Genomic DNA, 24,565 nt, shown 5'->3' on the forward strand with positions numbered 1-24,565 from the left:
ATGCACGGGTGGGGGCGCGCACGGGGAACGACAGCGGGCGGTGGGTAACCAGGGGAGGGGTCGGGCAACCGCCTTTACCCCGGCAATCCTCACATGTCTCGCATCTTCGGTATGTCGGCGGGGCATTGATCTTCATGGCCGACTTCCCTAGCTGTGGTTGGCCGATGAGGACACGTCAACTCGGTGCGTGGGCAGGCACCGCAGCCACAGGGGGTACGCCATGGCCGCAAGGCCTCTCGTCGCCAGGCAGCCGAACGAACGGCTGCAGGCGCTCATCCAAGAAGCGGGCTGTTCCAATGCCGGCCTGGCCCGCCGGGTCAACATGTGCGGCGCGGAGCACGGCCTCGATCTGCGGTACGACAAGACGTCGGTGGCGCGCTGGCTGCGCGGTCAGCAGCCGCGGGGACGCGCTCCCGCGATCATCGCCGAGGCGCTCGGCCGCAAGCTGGGCCGTACGGTCACGATCGACGAGATCGGCATGGCCAACGGCAAGAACCTCGCGTCGGGCGTCGGGCTGCAGTTCTCGCCGACCGTCCTCGGTGCCATCGAGCAGGTGTGTGAGCTGTGGCGCAGTGACGTCGGCCGCCGGGACTTCCTGTCCGGCTCGTCCGTCGCCGCCTCCGCGCTCGTCGAGCCCAGCCGCGACTGGCTGATCTCCGCGCCGGACTCGCAGGTGGCGCGCGCGGCGGGCCCGCGGGTCGGCCTCTCGGACGTCGCGGCGGTCAAGGCGATGACGCAGGCGCTCACGGACCTGGACCACCAGTACGGCAGCGGGCATGTGCGCCCGGTCGTCGTGCACTATCTCAACAGCGTGGTCTCCGGGCTGCTCGCGGGTTCGTACCGGGAAGGCGTCGGCCGTGAACTCTTCGCGGCCGTATCGCGGTTGACGGAACTCGCGGGCTACATGGCCATCGACACCGGTCAGCCGGGCCTCGCCCAGCGGTACTACATCCAGGCGCTGCGGCTCGCCCAGGCGGCCGGGGACCGGGGGTACGGCGGGTATGTACTCGCCGCGTCCATGAGCCATCTGGCGGCGCAGCTCGGCAACCCGCGCGAGATCGCGCAGTTGGCGCGCGCGGCGCAGGAGGGCGCGCGCGGGCGGGTGACTCCACGCGCGGAGTCGATGTTCTACGCCGCCGAGGCGCGCGGGCACGCGCTGATGGGCGACGCGCGCGCCGCCCAGGTGGCGTCCGGGCGGGCGGTCTCCGCCCTGGAGGGGGCCGACGCGGCCTCCGGGGACGACCCGACGTGGATCGCGCACTTCGACGAGGCGTATCTCGCCGACGAACTGGCGCACTGCCACCGGGACCTGGGGCAGGCGGAGGCCGCCGCGCGGTGCGCCGAGGAGTCCCTCGCCGGGCACCCGGAGTCGCGGGCCCGCCGCCGGGCCATCGGTTATGTGCTGCTCGCCACCGCGCAGGTCCAGCAGCGCGAGGTGGAGCAGGCGTGCCACACGGGCCTGCGGGCCGTCGAGTTGCTGGGCACGCTCCGGTCCAACCGCGGCGCCGAGTACCTGGACGACTTCCAGCAGCGCCTGGAGCCGTACCGGGACGAGGCGGTGGTACGGGAGTTCGGGGCGCGTCTGGAGTTGCAGGCGGCGGCGTGAACGGGGCGTGAGCGGATCGTGAGCGCGCCCGTGGGCGAAGCGTGTGCGCGCCGGTGAACACACGGCGCGCATGGGCGTGAACAGGCGTGAACGCTGGGTAAACGACGGCGCCCGGAGGGGAAGGGGACAAATACAGCGCACAGCGGGGCGTATTCGTTACTCCGGTCACACGGGGCAGGGGTAACGCCCTGTGCTGCGTGGCACGGGCTCCTGGGGACCCGGTAGCGTGAGCCGACGATTCCGAAGGTCCCCCATTAGTAGGAGTCCCGGTGACGCAGAGTGGACAGGGCGAGCAGCCCTCGGCGCGCCCCGCGCGCGAAGGCATCGTGCTGCCCTCCGACGGCGGCGAGCCGCTGCTGCCGGGCATGGCGGGTGAGCGGGCCGCTGAGGCGGTCCCGGCGGGCGGTCAGACCTGGGACCGGCCGTGGGGGCCGGACCCGTCCGCGGCACCGGCCCCGCAGCCGGCCGAGGGCTGGGGCCCGGCCGTGAACGGCACCCAGACCTGGGGCGGCCCCGAGCCGTCCCCGTCCGGCGCTCCCGGCCCGGCCTGGGGCAGCCAGGACCCGTCCACCCAGACCTGGGCCGCGCCTTCGGGGCAGGGACAGGCACAGGGACAGGCACAGGCACAGGGCTGGGGCGCCGCCCCGGCCCAGCAGCCACAGGGTTTCGCGCCGCAGCCGGCCCCCGGCGCCGGACCGCTCCCGGCCGAGGGCGCACAGCCGCCGTCGTACGGGGATCAGCAGTCGTACGGAGAGCAGCAGCAGCCGCCGTCGTACGGCGGCCAGGGCGGCGGCGTACCGCAGCAGCATCAGGGCGCGCACGCGGCGGCGCAGGCGCCCGGCGCCTACGGTGCCGCCGGGCTCGCCGGGCCCGCGGGGGCCCTGCCCCCGGCCGTACCGGCCGGCGCGTCGATGCCGCCCGCCGTCGACGAGGGCGCCACGCAGTACATCCCGCCCGTTCCGGCCGTCCCGGCCGCCGACGAGGGGGCCACCCAGTACATTCCGCCGGTCGGCCCGGGCGCGCTGCCGCCCGAGGCGCCCGCGGAAGCGACGCAGTTCCTGGGGTATACGCCGCAGGGTGGACCCGGGGCCGGACCGCTGGCGTCCGCCGTGAACCCCGACGCCGAGGCCACGCAGTTCATCGCTCCCGTGCCCGCCGAGCCCGGCGCGGCGCCGTACGGGATACGGCCGGGCGCGCCGGAGGACCGGCAGCCGCCCGCGGAGTTCGACAACCTGTTCCGCAGTGGGCCCGGCGCGGCCGGTGCGCCGAGTGCGCCGGAAGGGCCCGCGTCCACGCAGCAGCTGCCGCGGTTCGAGGCCGCGGCTCCGCACGCATCGCACGCACCTCATGCCCCGTACGCCGCGCAGGCCCCGGGGATGCCCGGAGTGCCCGGTGGGCGGGCCGCCACCCGGCGCGGCGCTCCCGACGACGGCGACAGTGGTGGACGTGGCCGCGGTGGCCGTGGCGGTTCGCGCGTCCCGCTGATCGCGGCCGTCGGCATCGGCATCGTCGTGCTCGGCGTCGGCGCGGGCGCTCTGTTGAGCAGTGGCGGCGGGAGCGGTGACAGTCAGGGCGACAGCAGCAAGAACGTGTCGGCGACGGCCGCTGCCACGGACGGCTCGTCGGCGGCCGCCGCCCCGGTCAAGGCGCAGGCCGTCGCGCTGGACAAGCTCCTGGCGGACAGCAACAGCAGCCGCGACTCGGTGATCAGGGCCGTGGAGAACGTGAAGGCGTGCAACAACCTGGACCAGGCGGCCAGTGATCTGCGCGACGCGGCCAAGCAGCGTACGGAGCTGGTGACCCGGCTCTCCGGCCTCTCGGTCGACAAGCTCCCGAACAACGCCGAGCTGACCACCACGCTGAACAACGCCTGGCAGGCCTCCGCGTCGGCGGACAACCACTACGCGGCCTGGGCCGACCAGGCGGGCGGCAAGAAGGGCTGCAGGAAGGGCCACGCCCGCACCACAGGCCAGACCCTGGCGGCCAACCAGGCGAGCGGCACCGCGAGCCAGCAGAAGGCGAAGGCCGCGAAGCTGTGGAACTCCATCGCCTCCAAGTACGGACTGACGCAGCGCACGCCGACCCAGCTGTGAGCCCCCGCGGTGAGTCCCTGGGGCCCTCGGACTCCAGGGGCTCGCCGAGGGCCGTATGCCCCGGGAGCCGCTGAGGGCCTCTCGGGTCGGGGGTCGCTCAGTTCGAGTCCGCGTTCTCCAGTGTCTTCGCCATGTTGACGAACCCCCCGCGGGTCGACGTCAGTTGCCCCTTGCGTACGACCTGGAAGGTGACGTTGGCGTTGATCAGGCGCGGGAAGTCGACGGCCGCGATCAGATCCTCGTAGCGCCAGCTGAGGGTCGGGGTGAGACCGCCCGTGGACACCTTGAGGCCGTTGTCGAGGGCGCGCCGGACCGTGAGCGCGGTCACCTTGCCGTCGCCGAGCGACTCGACGACCGCCTTGAACACGTTGTACGCGATCCAGGTGGTCTGCACACCGGCGTCCGCGGGGTCGATCCGGTTGTCGCCGAAGGCCTGCTCCTTGATCGCCTTGCGCATCGGGGCCCAGCGCGCGTCGGTCGCCACCGGGTACCAGCCGGTGACGTACGCGCCTTCGTACGGGCTCGACGCGCCGCCGCTGGAGTCGATCAGTGACTGGTCGATGCTGCTCAGCACCGTGCCCGTACCGACCTGCGGATAGTTCTGGCGGATGCGCCGGAAGGAGTCCATGAAGGTGGCCGTGCGGTCTCCGAGCGCGGTCACCACGCACCCCTGGTTCGCCGGGGCGGAGGTCGCGCGGCCGAGCGCGATCTTCGTCTGCCCGGAGTACTCGGTGGCGTCGTCGGCGGCCCGCTGGTCGGTGGCGGACGCGTGGCCCTCGGTTTTCAGACCGGAGTCGAGCAGCACCGGGAGCTGGTCGCCGGCGACCGTGTCGGGGCGGATGAGCGCCACCGGGCCGCACTTCTTGCCGAGCTGTTCCCCGAGTCCGGCCAGCAGGGCGGCCTCGCCGCCGTTGATCGGATACGAGAGCGGACTCGTGAATTCGTCGTCGGTGACGCCGTAGCCGCCGATGTACGGGATGCCGGCGCCCTCCAGCGGGGCCAGGAAGGAGCGGCCGTGCTGGCTGTACGAGCCGACGACCGCGACCACGTTCTCGCTGGCCGCGCGCCGGGCGCACTTCGCGGCGTACACCGTGTCGTTGTGGTCGTTGCAGGTGAGGACCTTGAGCTGGTGGCCGTTGATGCCGCCGTGCGCGTTGACCCAGCGCGCGTAGGCCTGGGCCATGGCGGGCATGCCGGGCTTGTTGGTCGCGGCGGTGTCCTGCGGTGCCCAGGTCATGACGGTGATGGGAGCGTCCCCGGAGCCTCCGACACCGGGGACGACCCCGCAGCCGACGACGATCGAAGCACACGCGGCCACCGCGCCCGCGAACAGCACTCTGGTCCTGACCCTGGTCCTGATGCGCTGGGGGAGGACGGGTGGGGTGGTGCGGGTGCGTCGACTACCGGTCATGGACACGCACGATTCCGTCACATCACTAACCTGCGTGTGACCCGTGGTCAACGTGAGGTGACGCAGAGGTGAATTGCGGGGGCAGATGATCGCATTTTCGCGAAGAACGTACGATCGTCGACTGTGCAAGGTTCGGAGAACTCTTCCCGTCGCGGCCGTCGCTCCTCCACCATGGGCGGCATGCCACTGAACGACATGCCGTGGTGGCGCTGGCGCAGCAATGTGCGCTCCGCGCTGCACATGCTCTCCGACCCCGCCTTCCAACGTGACGTCTGGCTCGCCGGGACCGACGGGTACGGGGACGTCACCGACGCCGTGTACCGCCTGGTCGAGGACACCTGGCTGGACAGCTGGTCCGCCGAGAAGTACGTCGGCACGATCTTCCGGGACTCCCAGGAGGCGGCCCTTGTCGACACCGCCGTGCTCCGCGTTCTGCGGATCATGCACCAGGTCGGGCCCGACGCGCCCGTCTCCGCGTACCTCGACCACCAGGCGTGGCCGGAGGCGTTGCGGGCGGCACGCGACGCGCACGTACGCCTCTCGGTGAGCGACGGAGAGGATCCCGACGTTCCGCCGCGGACGCTGGAGGTTCTGCGGATTCTGACCCGGTCGGCGTAAAGGCCGGGGTGTAAGGGCGGGGAGTAACTGGGGCCGGGCTGAAGGTCGGGGCCTGAAGGCGCCGGTCCCGGGCCTTTTGTGCGTCCGTGTGTGTCCGTGTGAGGGCGTCCGCGTGGCGGGACGGTCGCCCGGGCCGGGCACCTCGTATGGGACCCTGTCCTGCATGAACGAGCAGTCCGTCAGCGCCGCCGCGCCCGCCGAACAGTACGTCCTCACCCTCTCCTGCCCGGACAAGCAGGGAATCGTGCACGCCGTGTCGAGCTACCTCTTCATGACCGGCTGCAACATCGAGGACAGCCAGCAGTTCGGCGACCACGACACGGGACTGTTCTTCATGCGCGTCCACTTCTCGGCGCACGCGCCGGTGACCGTGGACAAGCTGCGTGCGAGCTTCGCGGCGATCGGTGACTCCTTCCGCATGGACTGGCAGATCAACCGGGCCGAGGACAAGATGCGGGTCGTGCTGATGGTCAGCAAGTTCGGCCACTGCCTGAACGACCTGCTCTTCCGTGCGCGGACCGGTGCGCTGCCCGTCGAGATCGCGGCCGTGGTGTCCAACCACACGGAACTCGCCGAGCTCGTGGCCTCGTACGACGTCCCCTTCCACCACATTCCGGTGACGAAGGACACGAAGGAGCAGGCCGAGGCGCAGCTGCTCGAACTGGTCCGCTCCGAAGGGGTGGAACTGGTCGTTCTGGCCCGCTACATGCAGGTCCTCTCGGACGACCTGTGCAAGCAGCTCAGCGGCCGGATCATCAACATCCACCACTCCTTCCTGCCGAGCTTCAAGGGCGCGAAGCCCTACCACCAGGCGCACACGCGCGGTGTGAAGCTGATCGGCGCGACGGCGCACTATGTGACGGCCGATCTCGATGAGGGCCCGATCATCGAGCAGGAGATCGAGCGCGTCGGCCACAACGTGACGCCCGACGGGCTCGTCGCCATCGGCCGTGACGTGGAGTGCCAGGCGCTGGCGCGCGCCGTGAAGTGGCACGCCGAGCGCCGCATCCTCCTGAACGGCCGCCGCACGGTGGTGTTCGCGTAGGGCAGCGGGGTCCGTTTTCGGCTGCGGGACGGTGGGGGCCGGTCGCGCCCACGCGGCGGAGCCGCACGATGTCACAGCCCCGCGCCCCTTACGGATGCTGTTGGCGCATCCCGTCGACGGCGTGGGCGACCGGCCTTCGGCACGAGGTCCCCTGTATGTGGCCGCGGGAATGTGACACTTGCCGTGCGAGTGTCACATTCCCGCGGCCGGCACCCCACCCGTGGCGGATTCACCAACGGCGTCCGCTTACGGGGCGAAGCCCCCAGGCAGGGATGGGGCGGGCAGGGGCGGCGGGGGCGAGATCCCCCCGCGGCGACCTACATCCGGCTCAGTGACGCGGCGGCGAACAGTACGTCCCTGATGGCCTCCCGGTCACCGACCTGCCCCGCGGCCGCCTCCTCCGGCGACACATGCCCCGCCGCCAACCGGCAGAACTCCACCCCGTCCAGCGCAACATGCGCCACCTCGTGCTCGGCGGAGGCGACGGTGGCCGGGGAGTCGAGCGGGATCAGCCACTCGCCGCCGCCGAAGCCCTCGATCTCCAGGCGCAGGCTGCGCCCGGGCGCACCCGCCGCGACGAGACGCCGGGCCGGCGCAGCCGAAAGGCCCGCCCGGCGGCGCTCCGCGAGTGAGCCGGGCAGCATCCGCGCCGCCAGGTCGATCATCTTGTGCAGATGACGCGGCGCGGGCGGCTCGTACGGATAGTCCACCGCGTCCGCGATGTCCCCCGCGTGCACCCAGCACTCGAAGGCCCGGTCCAGCATCGAGTCCCTGAGCGGCAGATCGAAACCGCCGTACGACACGCCGAGCTGCCCGGACGCCCCGCCCGCGAACGACACGGTACGGACGAGGTTGTGGCTCTGCTCCCGCCAGGGTCCGCGCACGGCCCGGGTCGGCGGGAAGTGCGAGGCGCGCCAGTACGCCTCGGTGCGCCCGGTGGGGGTGCCGGCGTCCGGAGCCGTGCCGTTCTCCGCGGTCTTCGCCGCGCCGAGCGGGTCCTCCAGGCCCAGCGCGACCCCCACCAGCCCGTCCACGGTGAGCAGATGCGCGATGACCCCGGCGACGGTCGTACGCCGGCTCACGGGCCGGTCGCCCTCGAACCAGCGCAGCCGCACCGGCGCGTGCCACTCCGCATCCCCTATGTCCTGCAGCAGCGCGTCGAGCCGCGCGGTCTCCGCGTCGTACGGAGCAGCCCACTCCGGCACCGGGATGCGCGGCGGGCGCCGGTCCAGGCAGCCCTCCAGGACCCGGGTGCGCAGCGTCGGGTCGAGGTCGAGGCTCTCCGGACGGTGCAGCAGCCCGACCGCCTCGCGCAGCCGCAGCGCCTCGTCCGCACAGGAACCGCACTCCCCGAGGTGCTCCTCGACCGCCGCCGTCTCCTGCGCCGAGCAGGCGGCCAGCGCCCACGCGCCGAGCAGCGACTTCAGCACCCGGTGTTCGAGGAGGAGCGGCGCGGGCGCGGGCAGCGGCAGTCCGGTGTCCTCGACGGAGGAACGTGGCATCGGTATGCGCGGCGGCTGCCCCGGACCGGCGGCCTCACCACCACCACCACCACCACCGCCGCTACCGCCACCACCGCCACCATCACCGTCACGGTCCCCGGGCGCGCCGGGCTCACGACCCGGCCCCCACGTCGCCGCGGACCGCTTTTCCGCCCCGTCCCTCTCCTCGAAGTGCGTCTCCTCCCCGCCCTTCTCCTCCCCGCCCTGTTCCCCGTGCTCCCCGTGTTCCCCGTGCTCGTTGAAATGCTCGTCGAAGGCCTCGAACCGGTCCCCTCCTCCCCTCACCGCGCACCCCCGTATCCGGGCGGCGTGCCGGCGGACCCGGCGTCGTGGGCGGTGGACAGCAGTTGCAGGCCGAGTCGGAGCCGGCGGCGGGCCTCGTCCTCGGTGACGCCGAGGTCGGCGGCGGCCTGGCGGTAGTCACGGCGCTGGAAGTACGCCAGCTCCAGGGCGGCCCGCAGCGGGGTGGGCATGGAGGTGACGATGTAGTCCGCGCGGGCGGCGACGGACGCGCTGCGCACCTTGCGCTCCAACTCCTCGGTACTGCCCCCGCCGTCGAGGGCGAGCGCGGCGGTCTCGGTCGCGCGCAGCCGCTGCACGGCGAGCCGGTGGGTCAGCGTGGCGACCCAGGAGCGCAGCGGGCCCTGCTTCGGGTCGTACGACTCGGGGTTCTCCCAGACGTGCGCGAACACCTCGCGCGTGATGCCGTCGGCGGCCCGGTCGTCGCCGAGCACGCGGTGCGCGAGGCCGTGCACGAGCGAGGCGAACCGGTCGTAGAGCTCACCGAGCGCGGCCGCCTCCCCGCGTGCGAGCCGCTGCTGCATCCTGCGGTCCCAGCGGGGCGGTGCGTCTTTTGTCGCCATGCGGCCCCCTCACCCCTGCCCGTGCCCGGCATACCGGTCCAGCCTGTGTGCGTCGTTGTTTCGAATGTAGTCGGCACGTCTGACAGCGCACGCCCCTTTACGTCAATGTGCGCCCCTGGACGGGCCTCGGATGGTAGAAGCCCATCACTTACCCCCTTGGATTCGATCGAATCGGACCGCACTTGACCATCGAACGACCGAAACGGCTCGCTCGTCCAGCATTTTCGACCGTAGACCGACGTTTCATCCATGGCGGACCGGTGTTTCATGGGACGAGGGCGGGGCAGCCGCGCTGAAAGGAAGCGTAGGAATTGCTTCCGTTTTCCGGTGGGCGAGGCGAGCGAGAGGCGTTGCGGTGACGCTCAAGGTGACCGACGGCGAATCGGGCGAGTGGGCCGTGCTCCGGGTGTCGGGCGAGATGGATCTCGTGACGTCGCCGGTGCTGCGCCAGCGGGTGCACGACGCGGTGGCGGAGGGCCGCCGCAGTCTGGTCCTCGACCTCTCCGAGGTCCTCTTCTGCGACTCCAGCGGCGTCGGCGTGCTCATCGCCACCCGCCGTCTGGTCCGCTCCTGCCAGGGCCGCCTGCGCCTGATCCTGCCGGCCCAGGGCGCCGCCGACGGCTCCCACGTCAACCGCGTCCTCGGGGCCCTCGGCGTCCGCCGCCTCTTCGACGTCTATCCGGACGTCGTCGCGGCCGTCGACGAGCAGTCGAGCCCCCTGTCGGCGTGAGCCCGCATGGCACAGTTGTCCCGGAATTCCAGCGGTCTTGGCACAAGCGTCGTTTTCCCCCGCCCTCGGTGGCCTGGGCGTCGTACGCTCCGTGCCAGATGAACACGCAGTCCGGCCGAGAGTCCGGTTGAGTTGGTAAGGCGGTCCGAGAAGACCATGGTCAGTACCGAGTACGAGCGCAGGATTGCCGCCCGCTTCGCAGGCTTCGACCAGGACGGCAACGGCTATATCGACCGGGGGGACTTCAACGCCGCGACGAAGGCGGTCCTCGCCGAGTTCGGTGTGACGGCCCGGTCGGACAAGGGCCAGGCCCTGTACGTCGGCGCGGAGGCGTTCTGGCAGGGCATGGCGGGGATAGCGGACCGTGACGGCGATCAGCGGATCACCCGGGAAGAGTTCGTGAACGGCGCCGTGAAGCGGCTGCGTGAAAACCCCGACCGGTTCGGGGAGATCGCCCGCCCCTTCCTGCACGCGGCCCTCGCCGTCGCGGACACCGACGGGGACGGCGCGGCCACGGTCGAGGAGACCGTACGCGTCCTCAAGGCCCTGGGCGTGCCCGACGACATCGCCGCCGCGGCGGCCGCGACCCTCGACACGGACGCCGACGGCCGGGTCGGGGAGGCGGAGATCGTCAGCGGGTTCGCCCGCTACTTCACGGTGCCGGAGTAGGCCGTACGCACCCCGGGCCCCCATCACCGCCCGGACCCCCATCACCCTCCGTGCGCTCCGTACCCTCCGAAAACCGCTCCCTGAGCTTGTACTTCAGTACCTTCCGCAGTGTCTCGTTGCGCGGAAGGGCGTCCACCACCTCAAGCCGCTCCGGCAGCTTGTGCACGGACAGCCCTTCCGCGCGCAGATACGCGACCACGATGGCGAGTGTCAGTTCGTCGGCCCCCGCCGACAGTTCGACCACCGCGCAGACCCGTTCCCCGCGCTCGGCGTCCGGCAGCCCGATCACCGCGACGTCCCCGACGGCCGGATGCCGGTGCAGCAGATCCTCGATCTCCTTCGCGGAGATGTTCTCGCCCTTGCGGATGATGACGTCCTTCAGGCGCCCGGTGAGGACCAGGTGCCCGCTCTCCGTCAGATGCCCCACGTCACCGGTGATCAGGAACCCGTCCGCGTCGAAGGCCTCGGCGGTCTGGGCCGGGTCCAGATAGCCCTGGCAGACGGCCTCCCCGCGCAACCGCACCTCCCCGTCCACGATCCGTATCTCCATGCCCTCCGGAGGCCTGCCCTCCGTCGTCGCCAGGTTCTCCGCCGTGTCGTCCGGCGCCCCCATCGTGATCATCGGGACCTCGGTCATCCCGTACCCGTGGGTGAGCTGCACGCCCATCTCCCGCACGACGGAGTGGTAGACCTCGGGCGGCTTGGGTGCGCCGCCGCCCGCCAGCAGCCGCAGGGTGGGGATGACCGGCTCCCCCGGCTGTTTGCGCTGCTCGGCGAGGAACATCGAGTAGAACGCCGTCGAACCGCCCGCCACCGTCACCCCGTGCTCGCGATAGCCCTCCAGGGCGGCGGGCAGCGCGAAGTGCTCGAACATCACCGCGGGGAAGCCGTACAGCAGCAGCATCACCGTGTAGTCGGGCCCGGCGATGTGCGCGTAGGGGAAGGCCATCGAGCCCACGTCGTCGGCCGACAGGCGCAGGGCGTGAGCGAGACACGACCCGCCCGCGATCAGCGAACGGTCCGTGTGGAGGACCCCCTTGGGGTCGGAGGTGGTCCCCGAGGTCCAGTAGATCCAGCGGACGGAGGTGCCGTCGCCAGGGGGCGCCGGGAGCACGGCGGGATCGCCGTCCGGCAGCACGTCGTACGCCTCGAAGACACCCTTCACGCCGAGCCGCCGCGCCATCGCCGCGTGGTCGAAGCCGCGCCATTCGCCCGGTACGGCGAAGTACTCGGCCTTGGACTCCCGGAGCGCGAAACCGACCTCGCGGTCGCGGTAGAAGGGGATGACCGGGGACTGCACGGCGCCCAGGCGGGCCAGCGCGAAGGACAGCACGGCGGTCTCGATCCGGGTGGGCAACTGCCAGGCGACCACCGTGCCGGGGCGTACACCCATGTCGTACAGGCCCGCCGCCACCCGCTCGGCGCGGTCGCGCAGGGCGCCGAAGGTCAGGGAGCGGTCGTCCTGGAGGAGGACGGGCCTCTCGGGGGAGAGGTCGGCGCGGCGGGCCACCAGTTCCCAGAGCGTGCGCGCGCGGCCCAGCGCGTGTGCGGTGTCGTCCACGTCGACCCCCTGCTCTAGCTGACAGACAGTCAGATCGTGGAGAGCGTAGGGCTCGGCGCCTTGTCGGTCCATAGGCGCGGGGCTAGCCTGCTTGTGGAAAAAAATCTGACGGACCATCAGTTACGGCCATCGGACACGGCCATCAGATAAGGCCATCGGATAAGTCGTCGGATCAACCGGATCAGCCCGATCGGCCGGATCAACCAGACCGGATCAGTCCGCCAGGCGGAGGGGACTCATGACCGAACTGCCCATCTTCTGCTGCTTCTTCCGCGACAAGCACGGGGTCGCGTCGCTGGACGTCGTGGGCAGGGACAACGCGACCTTCGAGACCGACTACCCGCACGTCGACTCGACCTTCCCGCACACCAAGGAGGTCGCCCTCGACCATGTGAAGGGCCTCGACGACGAGACGGTCCACAAGCTGATGCGCGGCAACGCCATCCGCATGCTGGATCTGGATCTCGACAAGTAGGGGCCCCGACGAGCAATGGACCTCTCCTACACCCCCGAAGAAGAGGACTTCCGCGCCCGGCTGCGCGAGTGGCTCGCCAAGGTGCTGCCGTCCCTGCCCCCGAAACCGTCCCCGGACGACTGGCCGGGCCGACGGGCGTACGACCTCGGGTGGCAGCGGATGCTGTACGACGCCGGGTACGCGGGGCTGCACTGGCCCGTCGACGCCGGGGGTCGGGGAGCCACGCCGACCCAGCACCTCATCTACCTGGAGGAGACGGAAAACGCGGGCGCCCCCTACGTAGGGGCCAATTTCGTCGGACTGCTGCACGCCGGGCCGACCGTCGCCGCCGAAGGGACCGCCGCCCAGCGGGCGCGCTGGCTGCCGCCCGTGCTGCGCGGCGAGGAGGTCTGGTGCCAGGGGTTCAGCGAACCGGACGCGGGTTCGGACCTCGCGGCCCTGCGCACGCGCGCGTGGCGGGACGGCGACGACTACGTAGTGAGTGGGTCCAAGATCTGGACCTCCCACGCGGAGGTCGCCGACTGGTGCGAACTGCTGGTCCGCACGGACGCCACCGCTCCCAAGCACCGGGGCATCTCCTGGCTCGCGATGCCCATGGACGCGCCCGGCATCACGGTCCGGCCGCTGCGCACGCTCGCGGGCTCGACCGAGTTCGCGGAGGTCTTCCTCGACGAGGTGCGGGTGCCCGTCTCCCACCGGGTCGGTGCCGAGAACGACGGCTGGCGCGTGACCATGGTGACCCTGTCGTACGAGCGCGGCACCGCCTTCGTGGGCGAGGTCGTGGCCTGCCGACGGACGCTGGGCGAGGTCGCGCGCGAGGCACGGAAGAACGGTCGCTGGGACGATCCGGTGCTCCGGCGGCGGCTGGGCAGGCTCAACGCCGAGTTCCGCGCGCTGTGGCGGCTCACGCAGTGGAACGTGAGCGAGTCGCAGAAGACCGGGGGAGTACCGGGCGTCGGCGGTTCGGTCTTCAAGCTGCGGTACTCGCACGCGCGCCAGGAGTTGTACGACGCCGCCGCCGAGGTCCTCGGCCCCGAGGCGCTGGACCTCGGCCGGGAGTGGACCCTCGACCGGCTCAGCTCCCTGTCGTACACCATCGCGGCCGGCACCTCGCAGATCCAGCGCAACATCGTGGCCGAACGGATTCTGGGCCTGCCGAAGGGACGGTGAGTGCTGCCGCATGGACTTCCAACTCACGGATGATCAACGGGCGTTGCGGGCGGGTGTGCGGGAGCTGCTGGCCGCACGGTTCGGCCGCGAGCGGCTGCGCGCCGCCGTGGACGAGGGGCCGCGGCTCGACCGGACGCTGTGGCGCGAGCTCGGCGAGGCGGGGTTCTTCGCGCTGCGGCTGCCGGAGGCGGACGGCGGGGTGGGACTCGGCCTCCCGGAGACGGTGTTGGCCTTCGAGGAGGCGGGGCGGGTCCTGCTGCCCGGCCCGCTGATCGCCACACACCTCGCGGCGGGCGCCGTGGAAGGGGCGGCCACCGGTCGGACCGTGGTGGCGGCCGTCGACGGCGGCGGCCTGGTGGAGTGGCTGGCGCAGGCGGATGTCGTACGCGGGGACGCGACCGGTGCCGTACCACTGAGGTCGGTGGATCCGCTGACGCCGCTGCACCGGGTACCGGGGCCCTCGTCGACCGACCCCGGCGCTGACTCCTCAGTCGCACGTCCCCCTGGCGACTCCCCGGCCGATCATCGCCCCGCCGACCCTCTCGTCGTACTTCTCACCGCCGCCGAGCAACTCGGCACCGCCGCCCGCACCTGCGAGATGGCGGTGCAACACGCCCGGACCCGCGAGCAGTTCGGGCAGCCGATCGGGGCCTTCCAGGCGGTCAAGCACCTGTGTGCGCGGATGCTGGTGCGGGTGGAGCTGGCCCGCGCCGCGGTCTACGCCGCGGCCGTGACCGCCGACCCCGTGGACATCGCGGCGGCCCGGCTGCTCGCCGACGACGCCGCCGTGCACGGCGCCCGCGACTGCCTTCAGGTGCATGGCGGCATGGGCTTCACCTGGGAGTCCGACGTGCATCTGTATCTGAAGCGGGCGTGGACGCGGACCCAACGTGCGGGCTCGACTACGGAGAGTGAGGAGTTGTTGGCGGGCGATCTGGCCGCCGGAGTGGGCCGACAGGGCGCTGTGCAGGCACAGTCCGGGATGATGTGAAATGAATGTCGCGGATCGTGGCATACCGGAATTACGGAGCGTTGATATCGGGTTGTGTCCTACGCGTGACTTGTCACGGCCTGGAGTCGGCGGTGAGCTCCGGTACCTTGTGTGAGATGCGAGTGGTTCAGAGATCGAGCCATCCCGGTGTTGCCCCTGAGGCCGCGCCGGATCCGGCGATGCTCGCCGCTCGCAAGGCAGTGCGGACCCCCGCGACTGCCTGTTCGACTCCCCACGGCGAGCGTCGCACAGTATGCCGCACGCGTACTCCTTCGCGCTGGAATATGCCCGAAGCGCTTGTTGGGGTGACTGTACGTCAACCATGCTGTCTCGCAAGGGAATCACGTTCCGTGATCCTGATTCTGGTCATGCAGGTCATGGCCACAATCGTGGCCCTCGTGAGGCGCGAGGCGATGTGTCCGCCGGTTCGGATGGTGTGAGCGGTGCAGGTGCTTCAAGTGCAGCTGGAGATCCGGCCCGACCCCGCGGAGGTGGGGCGAGCTCGGAGATGGGCCCGTTCCCGGCTCGCCGGGTCCGGGATAGGTGCCGATGAACCGCTCGCCGAGACACTGATCCTGCTCGTCTCCGAACTCGTCACCAACGCCGTGGTGCACACCGGCTGTCCGGCCGTGCTGCGGCTCTCCCTGCCGGGCGTTCTCGGCGAGTCTCTGGGCACCGTCCGCCTGGAGGTGGCCGACTCCAGCGCCCGCCCCCCGGTGCCCCGGCACGCCGAGGGTGACGAGACCAACGGTCGCGGCCTGGAGTTGGTCGACGGCCTCGCGGACCGCTGGGGCTGGAACGCCGAGGGTGTCGGCAAGAGCATCTGGTGCGAGCTGGACCGCTGCGCGCCGGGCGCCACGGCCGGGGCCGCGTACACGGCATCCTCGTACGAGGATTTCGCGTACGAGGCGTACGAGGCGGTCTAGTTCGCTCTCGCCCCCGCGCCCGCTCCTGGGGTCGCGCCCGCTCCTGGGCCCGTAGCGCTGGTGCGGGGAGCACGGTTCGAGCATGCCCGCACGCATTCCGCTTGCGTGGCCTCGGGCATGACCGGGTGCGCCGGGGTGTGCTTCCGTGCGCGCCGTCGCAAAGGGCGCGTAAGTGATAATTCCCCGAACGGGTGTTGACGTGACGTGTCCGTTTGATCACGCTTGTGTTCAGCGATGCGCCGCGAGGGGACGACGAGGGTTTCGGTGACGGGAGTCCTCGTCGTGTGCGGGTCGCGATTCGGCGTCGGCTCCTACCAGGCCGGCAGGAGCAGGGTGGGTACGCCGGAGCCGGATGGCGGCGCGCGGTGCCGCGCTCGGGGCGAGCAGCGGCGCGCCGCCAGCCGAGCCCTCTTTCGCGCTTTCGCGCTTTCGTGACTTCAGCTGCAGCTCCCTTGCGCGGCTCTCTTGCGTGGCTTTCTCGCGCGGTCACGACTACAGCAGAGCCACGGGGGCCACCGGCGTGCCCGTGCCGCCCACGAAGGGTTCCGGCATCGCGGACAGCAGGAAGGTGTAGCGCCCTTCTTGTCCACAGGCTGTGGACAACTCTTCGAGATTCCAGTTCTGGCCCTGCAGCATCCCCATCTCGACGAGATCGAGCGCGTGCACGGGCAGCCACAGGTCTTCGATTTCGGGAGGGAAGATCTCAAAGGTGAGAGTGTCGTTCGCGACGGCCGCGACATCGCGCGCGTGGAACCACTCGGGTGTACGGATCGACAGACCCGGCGACGGATACCCGTACGCATGCTTGTCGCCCGCCAGATAGACCTGGATCTGCCCGGTCCGTACGAGCACGATGTCCCCGGACCGCACCAGCGTGCCCGCCAACTCCTCCGCCGCGTCCAGGTCCTCGGGGGTCACGGCGTGCCCGCCGTCGAGGCGATCGAGGCCCCGCGCGCGCGGGACGTCGAGCAGCACGCCCCGCGAGACGATGTGCCGGGGCTTGTCGATGCCGCTGAACTCGGCGCCGCCGTGCGGGGTGATCGTGCCGGCCGGGCGGCCGTTGTAGAGCTTCCCGGAGTGCGAGACGTGGGTGAGCGCGTCCCAGTGGGTCGCCGCCTGGAGCCCGAGGGTCACGGCGTCGTCGCTGCACGCGACCGTGCCGGGCCCGAAGATCTCCTGGTTGATCTGCACCATGACGTGCAGCGGATTGACCCGCCCCGGGATCATCCCGGTCTGCACGCCGTCCTGCTGGAGGGGGAGGGCGAGAGGGACGCGGCGCCCGGAGCGGACACAGGCGGCGGCCTCCCGTACGACCTCGTCCGTGATCAGATTCAGCGTCCCGATCTCGTCGTCGGCGCCCCAACGCCCCCAGTTGTTCACGCGTTTGGCGATGTCGTGGAACTCCGGACGAAGCGTCGGCAGTGACATGAGTCCTCCGCGGGGCTTGTCTCCAGGTATCTGACGGGTCGTAGAATCCGAGGTGCTGAATCTAACGGACCGTCAGAAACTGCGGGAAGGGGCCGGGCGTGGGGAACTTCTTGGCAGACAAGGTCATCGCCGTGACGGGGGCGGGCCGTGGAATCGGCCGCGCCGTCGCGCTCGCCGCGGCGGCCGAGGGGGCACGGGTCGTCGTCAACGACTACGGGGTGTCCATCGAGGGCGCCGAGCCGACCAGTTCGATCGCCGACGCCGTGGTCAAGGAGATCGAGGCGGCGGGCGGGCAAGCGGTCGCGGTGGCCGACGACATCTCCACGATGGCGGGTGGTCAGCGGGTCGTCGACGCGGCGCTGAGCTCGTACGGGCGGATCGACGGAGTGGTGTGTGTGGCCGGCATCCTGCGCGAGCGGATGCTCTTCAACATGTCCGAGGAGGAGTGGGACCCGGTCGTCGCGACCCACCTGAAGGGCACGTTCACGGTCTTCCGGGCCGCCTCGGCGGTCATGCGCAAACAGGGCTCGGGCACACTGATCGGCTTCACCAGCGGCAACCACCAGGGCTCGGTCGCGCAGGCCAACTACAGCGCGGCGAAGGGCGGGATCATCTCGCTGGTACGGAGCGCGGCGCTGGGCCTGCACAAGTACGGGGTGACGGCGAACGCGGTCGCGCCCGTCGCCCGTACGCGCATGTCGGCCAATGTCCCCATGGAGCTGAAGGAGATCGGCGACCCCGAGGACGTGGCCGCGCTGGTGGTCTATCTCCTCTCGGACCGCGCCCGCGAGGAACGGATCACCGGGCAGGTGTACACGATCGCCGGTCCGAAGATCGCGGTCTGGGCCCAGCCGCGGGAACTGCGGGCCGGGTACGCGGACGGCTCCTGGACTCCGGAGAAGATCGCGGACTTCCTGCCGGGGACCGTGGGCGTGGATCCCATGCCGCTGCTGGAGCAGTTGGAGGCGATGGCGCGGGCGGCGGCGGAGAAGGCGCGGCCGAACGCGTGAGGGTGCCGGTGCCGGCGCCGGTGCGGGTGTGGGAGCAGGTGCGGGTGCGGGTGCGGGTGCGGGTATCGCGGTGCGGGTCGGGTGGGAGGAGGACGCGTGGAGTTCGGATTCGACGCCGAGGACGAGGCCTTCCGGCGTACGGCACGGGACTGGCTGGCGGCACACCTGGTCGGGGAGCCGACCCGCCAGGACTGGGAACGGGAACTCGGCCGGGGCGGCTGGATCGGCCTCGGATGGGCGGAGGACGGCTACGGCAACCGGCGGGCGAGTCTGACCCAGCAGGTCGCCTGGGCCGAGGAGTACGCCCGCTCCAAGGCTCCCGCCCGCTCGGGCCACATCGGCGAGAACCTCCTGGCCCCCACCCTCATCGCCCACGGGACACCGGAACAGAAGGCCCGCTTCCTGCCCCCGATCGCCCGCGGCGAGGAACTCTGGTGCCAGGGCTACAGCGAGCCGGGCGCGGGCTCGGACCTGGCGGGTCTACGCACAACCGCCGTACGGGACGGGGGAGACGCGGGAGACACGGGAGGCACGGGGGACGCGGGAGGCACATACCGGATCACCGGCCAGAAGATCTGGACCTCGCTCGCCCACGAGGCGGACTGGTGCTTCGTCCTCGCCCGTACGCGACCGGAGTCGACCCGCCATCACGGGCTGTCCTTCCTCCTCGTCCCGATGGACCAGCCGGGCCGCGTCGAGGTCCGTCCGATCCGCCAGCTCACCGGCACGAGCGAGTTCAACGAGGTCTTCTTCGACGGGGCGGTGGCGCGCGCCGAGCACGTCGTGGGCGGTGAGGGCAACGGCTGGCGGGTGGCCATGAGCCTCCTCGGTTTCGAGCGGGGAGTCTCGACGCTCGCCCAACAGATCGGCTTCGCGAAGGAGCTGGGCCGGGTGATCGAGGCGGCCCTCGCCACGGGCGCGGCGGCCGACCCGGTTGTCCGCGACCGCCTCGTACGCCAGTGGGCGCAGCTGCGCACGATGCGCTGGAACGCCCTGCGGACGCTGGGTGGTTCGGGAGACGCGGGCGCGCCCAGTGTCGCCAAACTGCTGTGGGGCCGCTGGCACCAGCGGCTCGGCGAGTTGGCGGTGCAGGTAGGGGGCGCCGAGGCCGCGACCGGCCCTGCGGACTGGACGCCGACGGCGCCGTACGAACTCGACGCGTTCCAGCACCTGTTCCTGTTCAGCCGGGCCGACACCATCTACGGCGGTTCGGACGAGATTCAGCGCACGATCATCGCCGAGCGCGTGCTCGGTCTGCCTAGGGAGCCGAAGGGCTGAGGGAGTCGCGATGCGAGGCGTGATCTTCGACGGCAAGCAGACCCAGGTCGTGGACGACTTGGAGATACGGGATCCAGGACCCGGCGAGGTGCAGGTCGCGATCTCGGCGGCCGGACTCTGCCACAGCGACCTCTCCGTGGTGGACGGGACGATTCCCTTCCCCGTTCCCGTGGTGCTGGGCCACGAGGGCGCGGGGGTCGTCGAGGCGGTGGGCGCGGGCGTCACCCACGTCCGGCCCGGCGATCATGTCGCGCTCTCCACGCTCGCCAACTGCGGCGCGTGCGCTCAGTGCGACCGGGGGCGGCCGACGATGTGCAGCAAGGCGATCGGGATGCCGCGGCAGCCGTTCACGTGGGGTGGACGCCCGCTGTACCAGTTCGCGTCCAACTCGGCGTTCGCGGAACGGACGGTGGTGAAGGCCGTCCAGGCGGTCCGCATCCCCGAGGACATCCCGCTTCCCTCCGCCGCGCTGATGGGATGCGGTGTGGTGACGGGAGTGGGAGCCGTCCTGAACCGCGCACGGGTGGACCGGGGCGACACCGTCCTCGTCATCGGCACGGGCGGCATCGGGCTCAACGTCCTCCAGGGCGCGCGGATCGCGGGCGCCCTGAAGATCGTCGCGGTCGACACCAACCCGGCGAAGGAGTCCGTGGCCCGCCGCTTCGGCGCGACGCACTTCCTGACCTCGACGGAGGCCGTGAAGGACATCCTGCCCACGGGCGCGGACCACGCCTTCGAGTGCGTAGGCCGTGTCGAACTCATCCGCCAGGCCATCGACTCGCTGGACCGCCACGGTCAGGCGGTCCTGCTGGGCGTACCCCCGGCGACCGCCGAGGCGACCTTCCTCGTCTCCTCCATGTACCTGGACAAGTCCATCCTGGGCTGCCGCTACGGCTCCTCCCGGCCGCAGCACGACATCGCCGTGTACGCCGAGCTGTACCGGGAGGGGCGGTTGCTGCTGGACGAACTGGTGACGCGGACCTACCCGATCGAGGACTTCGACAAGGCGGCGCAGGACGCGGGGGAGGGGAGGGTGGCGAGGGCGGTGCTGACGTTTTGACTGACGTCTTGACTGATGTTTGAGGACTACCAGGGGAGTCCTGTCGGCTGCGGGTGGGCGGGGGCACGCCCGCCCAGGTTCTCGGCCCGGAAGGTGCGGCGATAGGCGGTGGGGGTGACCCCGAGCACCGCCTGTAGGTGCTGGCGCATCGACTGGGCCGTGCCGAAACCGGCGTCCCGCGCCACCTGGTCGACCGACAGGTCGCTGGACTCCAGCAGGTGCCGGGCCCGTTCGACGCGCTGCTGGGTGAGCCACTGCCCGGGGCTGACGCCGACCTCCTCGCGGAAGCGGCGCGTGAAGGTGCGTACGGACATGGCCTCCTGCTCGGCCATGTCGCGCAGCTGGATCGGCTCGCCGAGGCGGCCCAGCGCCCAGGCGCGGGCGGCGGTCGTGGTGGCCGCCTGCGGCTCGGGCACGGGTCGCTGGATGTACTGTGCCTGCCCGCCGTCGCGGTGCGGGGGTACGACGGTGCGGCGGGCCACCTCGTTGGCGACGGCGGTGCCGTGGTCGCGGCGTACGAGATGGAGGCACAGGTCGATCCCGGAGGCGACGCCCGCGGAGGTGAGGACGTCGCCGTCGTCGACGAAGAGCACCTCGGCGTCGACCCTGATCTTCGGGAAGAGCCGCTGGAAGTGCTCGGCGTGCATCCAGTGCGTGGTGGCCGGGCGGCCGTCGAGGTAGCCGGCGGCGGCGAGCACGTATCCGCCGGTGCAGATGGAGACCAGGCGGGTGCCGGGGCGGATGTGGGCGAGGGCGGCGGCCAGCTCGGGGGTGAGGACGCCCTCCTCGTGCACCGGGCCGAGCTCGTACGAGGCGGGGACGACGACGGTGTCGGCGGTGGCGAGGGCCTCCGGCCCGTTCGCGACGAGGACGGCGTAGTCGGCGTCCGTCTCGACGGGGCCGGGCGGCCGGATCGAGCAGGTGACGACCTCGTACAGGGGACGGCCGTCCGCGTCCCGTGCCTTGCCGAAGATGCGCTGCGGGATGCCGAGCTCGAAGGGCAGCAGCCCGTCGAGCGCGAGGACCACGACGCGGTGCCGGCGGAACGTACTCTGAGTGGCCATGGCCCGATCCTAGCGAATGCTGTCCTTCGGGCCACTCGTTCGCGGGGACCGAAGGCCCGAAGCTCTATGACGTGACCCAGACAACCGAAGCCGCCTCCCCGGGGGGCGCCGCAGCCGCAGAGGAACCCCGACCCACCCGTCCCTCCACCCACCGCATCCACCGCGCGTGGTTCGTCGCCGCCGTCACCTTCGTGACGATCATCGGCGCGGCGGCCTTCCGTTCGCTGCCGGGGCTGCTGATCGACCCGCTGCACCAGGAGTTCCACTGGTCGCGCGGCACGATCGGCGCGGCGGTGTCCCTCAACCTCGCGCTGTACGGGCTCACGGCGCCGTTCGCGGCGGCGCTGATGGACCGCTTCGGCATCCGGCGGGTGGTCGCGGTCGCCCTGATGGTGATCGCGCTCGGTTCCGGTCTGACCGTGTGGATGACGGCGGCTTGGCAACTGCTGCTCTGCTGGGGCCTGCTGGTGGGCCTGGGGTCCGGTTCGATGGCGCTGGCCTTCGCGGCGACGGTCACCAACCGCTGGTTCACGGCGCGCAAGGGCCTGGTCACGGGCATCCTGACGGCGGCCTCGGCCTCCGGCCAGCTCATCTTCCTGCCGCTCCTCTCCTGGATCGTCACGGAGCACGACTGGCGCCCGGCCGCGGTGACGGTGTCCCTCGCGGCGCTCGCGGTCGTCCCCTTCGTCTGGCTGCTGCTGCGGGACCACCCGGCGGACGTGGGCCTGAAGCCGTACGGGGCGCAGGAGTTCGTACCGAAGCCCGAGCCCGTCCCGGGGGCCGCCCGGCGCGCGGTGTCGGTCCTGCGGTCCGCGGTCCGCACGGGCCCGTTCTGGCTGCTGGCCGGTACCTTCGCGATCTGCGGCGCCTCGACGAACGGACTGGTCCAGACGCACTTCGTGCCCGCGGCCCACGACCACGGGATGCCGATCACGGCGGCGGCCTCGCTGCTCGCGGTCGTCGGTGTCTTCGACGTGGTCGGAACGGTCGCCTCCGGCTGGTTCACCGACCGCTTCGAACCGCGCCGCCTGCTCGCGGTCTACTACGCGCTGCGCGGCATCTCGCTCCTCTTCCTCCCCATGCTCCTGGCCGCGAGCGTGCACCCCCCGATGATCTTCTTCATCGTCTTCTACGGCCTCGACTGGGTCGCCACCGTCCCGCCCACCCTGGCCCTGTGCCGCGAGCAGTACGGCGAGGACAGCGCCATCGTCTTCGGCTGGGTCCTCGCCTCCCACCAGGTCGGCGCCGCTCTCGTGGCCTTCCTCGGCGGTGTCGCGCGGGACGCGTTCGGTTCGTACGACGTGGTCTGGTACGCCGCGGGCGCGCTGTGCGCGGCGGCGGCGCTGATGGCGCTGGTGATCCGGCGGCGGCCGGCGGTGGCCGTACGGGTGGCGACGGCGGCCACCGCCTGACGCAACCGCCTGGCGTACGGGCGCCGGGTGCCCTGGAGGAACCCCCCTAAGGGCTTGCCGGGAAGCAACACGTCGAATCCCGGCAAGCGCTTAGACGAACCGCCCCTTGTGGAACAGCAGCGGCGCGATGCTGTCGCTGTCGCCGGTGCCGAGCGCGTCCACCCGCCCCACCACGATCAGATGGTCTCCGCCGGTGTGCACCGCGTGGATCGTGCAGTCGACCCAGGCCGCGGTGCCCGCGAGACGGGGCGAGCCGGAAACGGGCGCCGCGTCGTACACGACCCCGGCGAACTTGTCCGCGCCGCTCACCGCGAACCCGCGGCACAACTCGCCCTGATGCGCCCCCAGCACGTTGACGCAGAAGACGCCCGCGCGAGCGATCCGCGGCCAGGTCGTCGACGTACGCCCGACCATGAAGCAGACCAGGGGAGGGTCGAGCGAGAGGGAGGCGAAGGACTGGCAGGCGAAACCGGCCGGGCCCCCGGTGCCCGCCTCGCCCTCGGCGGCCGGGGCGGTGATGACGGTGACGCCGGTCGCGAAGTTCCCCAGCACCCGCCGGAATTCGGCCTGCTCGACCGGCGCGCGCTCATCGTCCCCGACCGCGCGCAGCTCCGGGCGAGGCAGCGCCTCGACGGGTCCCGGCCTCGCGACGGTGGGGGCCCCGGCCGACCTGAGGTAGCGGACGGCGGCGGCCGCCATTCCTGCGTGTCCCATCACATCGACCATTGAAGCTGACGGGGTGTCAGATGGGAAGGGGTGGAGCGGGACCGGCTCAGCGGCCCAGGTACCGCGGACTCCGCCGCTCCACAAAGCTCGCCACGCCCTCGTTCGCGTCCGCCGTCGTCATGTTGATCTCCTGGGCCGCGGCCTCGGCGGCGAAGGCGGTGGCGCGGTCGGTGTCGAGGGAGGCGTTGACCAGCTGCTTGGTGAGGGCGAGGGCACGGGTGGGGCCGGTGGCCAGGCGTTCGGCCCACTCGCGGGCGGTCTTCCGCAACTCGTCCGGTGGTACGACCCTGTTGACGAGCCCGAGTCGCAGCGCCTCCCCGGCCGGCAGCGCGTCGCCGAAGAACATCAGCTCCTTGGCGCGCTGCGGGCCGATGAGGCGGGGCAGCAGATAAGCGCCGCCGCCGTCGGGGACCAGGCCGCGGCGCGCGAACACCTCGATGAACTTGGCCGATTCCGCGGCGAGTACGAGGTCGCAGGCGAGGGCGAGGTGGGCGCCGATACCGGCCGCGGTGCCGTTGACCGCCGCGATCACGGGTTTCTCGCAGTCGAGGACGGCCGTGATCAGGCGCTGGGCGCCGAGTCGGATCATGCGGGCCACGTCCCCGGCCACCCGCTCCCCGGCCGGCGGCCCCCCGCGCAGGTCGGCGCCCGCGCAGAAACCGCGGCCCGTCGCCGTGATCACGACGGCTCGTACGTCCGGGTCGGCGGAGGCGTGGGCGAGGTGCTGAATGAGGCGTTCGCGCTGGTCAGGGGTGATGGCGTTGAGGGTTTCGGGGCGGTTGAGGGTGATCCACGAGACGTGATTGTCAGTGGCGTGCAGTACCAATGAGTCGACGGGATCGGCAGATTTCTCGGGGGAGGACGTCATGGGGATGCTCCGGTTCTTACGGGGGGTGGTGCGGCTGGGGCTGCGGCTGGGGCGCCGGG

21 protein-coding genes and 1 pseudogene are annotated in these 24,565 nt (G+C 71.5%); 14 read left to right on the forward strand and 8 right to left on the reverse strand.

The features are described from left to right. Positions 1-220 precede the first annotated feature (220 nt). Together OG747_RS24930 and OG747_RS24935 are read left to right on the forward strand one after the other, a co-directional pair. Entirely contained in the window at positions 221-1,606 is a 1,386-nt protein-coding gene (locus tag OG747_RS24930) for a transcriptional regulator (RefSeq protein ID WP_405881566.1), read from the forward strand. Positions 1,607-1,875: 269 nt separating this feature from the next. Beyond that, entirely contained in the window at positions 1,876-3,699 is a 1,824-nt protein-coding gene (locus OG747_RS24935) for a hypothetical protein (RefSeq protein WP_405881567.1), read from the forward strand. Positions 3,700-3,796: 97 nt separating this feature from the next. Here OG747_RS24935 and OG747_RS24940 read toward each other — a convergent pair whose 3' ends face one another. Further along, positions 3,797-5,110, reverse strand: a complete 1,314-nt coding sequence (locus OG747_RS24940; RefSeq protein WP_405881568.1) for an ABC transporter substrate-binding protein — start codon at positions 5,108-5,110, stop codon at positions 3,797-3,799. A gap of 171 nt (positions 5,111-5,281) precedes the next feature. Between OG747_RS24940 and OG747_RS24945 the strand changes: the two genes are divergently transcribed. Both OG747_RS24945 and purU read left to right on the forward strand, forming a co-directional pair. Beyond that, positions 5,282-5,728: a hypothetical protein gene (locus tag OG747_RS24945; protein WP_405881569.1), complete on the forward strand. Its 447-nt coding sequence runs from the start codon at positions 5,282-5,284 to the stop codon at positions 5,726-5,728. Between the two features lie 163 nt (positions 5,729-5,891). Further along, positions 5,892-6,773 carry a formyltetrahydrofolate deformylase gene (purU, locus tag OG747_RS24950; RefSeq protein ID WP_405881570.1) on the forward strand — a complete coding sequence of 294 codons (882 nt, stop codon included), beginning with the start codon at positions 5,892-5,894 and terminating at the stop codon, positions 6,771-6,773. Positions 6,774-7,090: 317 nt separating this feature from the next. Here purU and OG747_RS24955 read toward each other — a convergent pair whose 3' ends face one another. Together OG747_RS24955 and OG747_RS24960 are read right to left on the reverse strand one after the other, a co-directional pair. After that, entirely contained in the window at positions 7,091-8,560 is a 1,470-nt protein-coding gene (locus OG747_RS24955; protein ID WP_405881571.1) for a zf-HC2 domain-containing protein, read from the reverse strand. Then, a complete protein-coding gene (locus OG747_RS24960; RefSeq protein ID WP_405881572.1) occupies positions 8,557-9,138 on the reverse strand; it encodes a sigma-70 family RNA polymerase sigma factor in 582 nt (193 codons plus the stop codon). The genes OG747_RS24955 and OG747_RS24960 overlap by 4 nt, the downstream gene beginning before the upstream one ends. A gap of 355 nt (positions 9,139-9,493) precedes the next feature. Between OG747_RS24960 and OG747_RS24965 the strand changes: the two genes are divergently transcribed. Together OG747_RS24965 and OG747_RS24970 are read left to right on the forward strand one after the other, a co-directional pair. Beyond that, positions 9,494-9,868, forward strand: a complete 375-nt coding sequence (locus tag OG747_RS24965) for an STAS domain-containing protein (protein ID WP_405881573.1) — start codon at positions 9,494-9,496, stop codon at positions 9,866-9,868. 156 nt (positions 9,869-10,024) lie between these two features. Beyond that, positions 10,025-10,537: an EF-hand domain-containing protein gene (locus tag OG747_RS24970; RefSeq protein WP_405881574.1), complete on the forward strand. Its 513-nt coding sequence runs from the start codon at positions 10,025-10,027 to the stop codon at positions 10,535-10,537. Here the strand turns inward: OG747_RS24970 and OG747_RS24975 are convergent. Then, entirely contained in the window at positions 10,521-12,098 is a 1,578-nt protein-coding gene (locus OG747_RS24975) for a class I adenylate-forming enzyme family protein (protein WP_405881575.1), read from the reverse strand. The two genes, OG747_RS24970 and OG747_RS24975, sit on opposite strands and share 17 nt — an antisense overlap. 232 nt (positions 12,099-12,330) lie before the next feature. Between OG747_RS24975 and OG747_RS24980 the strand changes: the two are divergent. The 4 genes and pseudogenes from OG747_RS24980 to OG747_RS24995 form a co-directional block, all read left to right on the forward strand. Then, a pseudogene (locus OG747_RS24980) lies at positions 12,331-12,573 on the forward strand (amidohydrolase family protein); the annotation flags it as partial. Between the two features lie 15 nt (positions 12,574-12,588). Further along, complete coding sequence (locus OG747_RS24985; RefSeq protein WP_405881576.1) at positions 12,589-13,743, forward strand: acyl-CoA dehydrogenase family protein; 1,155 nt, start codon at positions 12,589-12,591, stop codon at positions 13,741-13,743. A 10-nt stretch (positions 13,744-13,753) separates the two neighbouring features. Then, a complete protein-coding gene (locus OG747_RS24990) occupies positions 13,754-14,734 on the forward strand; it encodes an acyl-CoA dehydrogenase family protein (RefSeq protein ID WP_405881577.1) in 981 nt (326 codons plus the stop codon). Positions 14,735-15,177: 443 nt separating this feature from the next. Continuing rightward, positions 15,178-15,660 (forward strand): ATP-binding protein, encoded by a 483-nt coding sequence (locus tag OG747_RS24995; protein ID WP_405881578.1) that lies wholly within the window; start codon positions 15,178-15,180, stop codon positions 15,658-15,660. A 492-nt stretch (positions 15,661-16,152) separates the two neighbouring features. On the opposite strand, the gene OG747_RS25000 is transcribed toward OG747_RS24995, so the two are convergent. After that, positions 16,153-17,088 (reverse strand): cyclase family protein, encoded by a 936-nt coding sequence (locus OG747_RS25000; protein ID WP_405881579.1) that lies wholly within the window; start codon positions 17,086-17,088, stop codon positions 16,153-16,155. A gap of 98 nt (positions 17,089-17,186) precedes the next feature. Here OG747_RS25000 and OG747_RS25005 point away from each other — a divergent pair, with 98 nt between their 5' ends. The 3 genes from OG747_RS25005 to OG747_RS25015 all read left to right on the forward strand — a co-directional run bounded on the left by OG747_RS25005 (position 17,187) and on the right by OG747_RS25015 (position 20,436). Continuing rightward, entirely contained in the window at positions 17,187-18,098 is a 912-nt protein-coding gene (locus OG747_RS25005) for an SDR family oxidoreductase (protein WP_405881580.1), read from the forward strand. 96 nt (positions 18,099-18,194) lie between these two features. Further along, a complete protein-coding gene (locus tag OG747_RS25010) occupies positions 18,195-19,376 on the forward strand; it encodes an acyl-CoA dehydrogenase family protein (RefSeq protein WP_405881581.1) in 1,182 nt (393 codons plus the stop codon). A gap of 10 nt (positions 19,377-19,386) precedes the next feature. After that, the gene (locus OG747_RS25015; protein ID WP_405881582.1) at positions 19,387-20,436 is read left to right on the forward strand and encodes a Zn-dependent alcohol dehydrogenase; all 1,050 of its coding nucleotides are present in this window, start codon (positions 19,387-19,389) and stop codon (positions 20,434-20,436) included. A gap of 26 nt (positions 20,437-20,462) precedes the next feature. On the opposite strand, the gene OG747_RS25020 is transcribed toward OG747_RS25015, so the two are convergent. Then, positions 20,463-21,500: a GlxA family transcriptional regulator gene (locus OG747_RS25020; protein WP_405881583.1), complete on the reverse strand. Its 1,038-nt coding sequence runs from the start codon at positions 21,498-21,500 to the stop codon at positions 20,463-20,465. 71 nt (positions 21,501-21,571) lie between these two features. Between OG747_RS25020 and OG747_RS25025 the strand changes: the two genes are divergently transcribed. Then, complete coding sequence (locus OG747_RS25025; protein WP_405881584.1) at positions 21,572-22,912, forward strand: MFS transporter; 1,341 nt, start codon at positions 21,572-21,574, stop codon at positions 22,910-22,912. Between the two features lie 90 nt (positions 22,913-23,002). On the opposite strand, the gene OG747_RS25030 is transcribed toward OG747_RS25025, so the two are convergent. Together OG747_RS25030 and OG747_RS25035 are read right to left on the reverse strand one after the other, a co-directional pair. Next, positions 23,003-23,626 (reverse strand): flavin reductase family protein, encoded by a 624-nt coding sequence (locus OG747_RS25030; protein WP_405881585.1) that lies wholly within the window; start codon positions 23,624-23,626, stop codon positions 23,003-23,005. Positions 23,627-23,684: 58 nt separating this feature from the next. Continuing rightward, positions 23,685-24,506 (reverse strand): enoyl-CoA hydratase/isomerase family protein, encoded by an 822-nt coding sequence (locus OG747_RS25035; protein ID WP_405881586.1) that lies wholly within the window; start codon positions 24,504-24,506, stop codon positions 23,685-23,687. Between the last annotated feature and the right edge of the window lie 59 nt (positions 24,507-24,565).

This window comes from Streptomyces sp. NBC_01384 (assembly GCF_045040035.1).
Taxonomy (GTDB): domain Bacteria; phylum Actinomycetota; class Actinomycetes; order Streptomycetales; family Streptomycetaceae; genus Streptomyces.

Excerpts from the sequence above, each read along its gene's own strand:
- OG747_RS24930 (WP_405881566.1), top strand. The coding sequence starts at position 221 with ATGGCCGCAAGGCCTCTCGTCGCCAGGCAGCCGAACGAACGGCTGCAG.
- OG747_RS24940 (WP_405881568.1), bottom strand. The coding sequence starts at position 5,110 with ATGACCGGTAGTCGACGCACCCGCACCACCCCACCCGTCCTCCCCCAG.
- OG747_RS24945 (WP_405881569.1), top strand. The coding sequence starts at position 5,282 with ATGGGCGGCATGCCACTGAACGACATGCCGTGGTGGCGCTGGCGCAGC.
- purU (WP_405881570.1), top strand. The coding sequence starts at position 5,892 with ATGAACGAGCAGTCCGTCAGCGCCGCCGCGCCCGCCGAACAGTACGTC.
- OG747_RS24960 (WP_405881572.1), bottom strand. The coding sequence starts at position 9,138 with ATGGCGACAAAAGACGCACCGCCCCGCTGGGACCGCAGGATGCAGCAG.
- OG747_RS24970 (WP_405881574.1), top strand. The coding sequence starts at position 10,025 with ATGGTCAGTACCGAGTACGAGCGCAGGATTGCCGCCCGCTTCGCAGGC.
- OG747_RS24985 (WP_405881576.1), top strand. The coding sequence starts at position 12,589 with ATGGACCTCTCCTACACCCCCGAAGAAGAGGACTTCCGCGCCCGGCTG.
- OG747_RS24990 (WP_405881577.1), top strand. The coding sequence starts at position 13,754 with ATGGACTTCCAACTCACGGATGATCAACGGGCGTTGCGGGCGGGTGTG.
- OG747_RS25000 (WP_405881579.1), bottom strand. The coding sequence starts at position 17,088 with ATGTCACTGCCGACGCTTCGTCCGGAGTTCCACGACATCGCCAAACGC.
- OG747_RS25015 (WP_405881582.1), top strand. The coding sequence starts at position 19,387 with ATGCGAGGCGTGATCTTCGACGGCAAGCAGACCCAGGTCGTGGACGAC.
- OG747_RS25020 (WP_405881583.1), bottom strand. The coding sequence starts at position 21,500 with ATGGCCACTCAGAGTACGTTCCGCCGGCACCGCGTCGTGGTCCTCGCG.
- OG747_RS25030 (WP_405881585.1), bottom strand. The coding sequence starts at position 23,626 with ATGGGACACGCAGGAATGGCGGCCGCCGCCGTCCGCTACCTCAGGTCG.
- OG747_RS25035 (WP_405881586.1), bottom strand. The coding sequence starts at position 24,506 with ATGACGTCCTCCCCCGAGAAATCTGCCGATCCCGTCGACTCATTGGTA.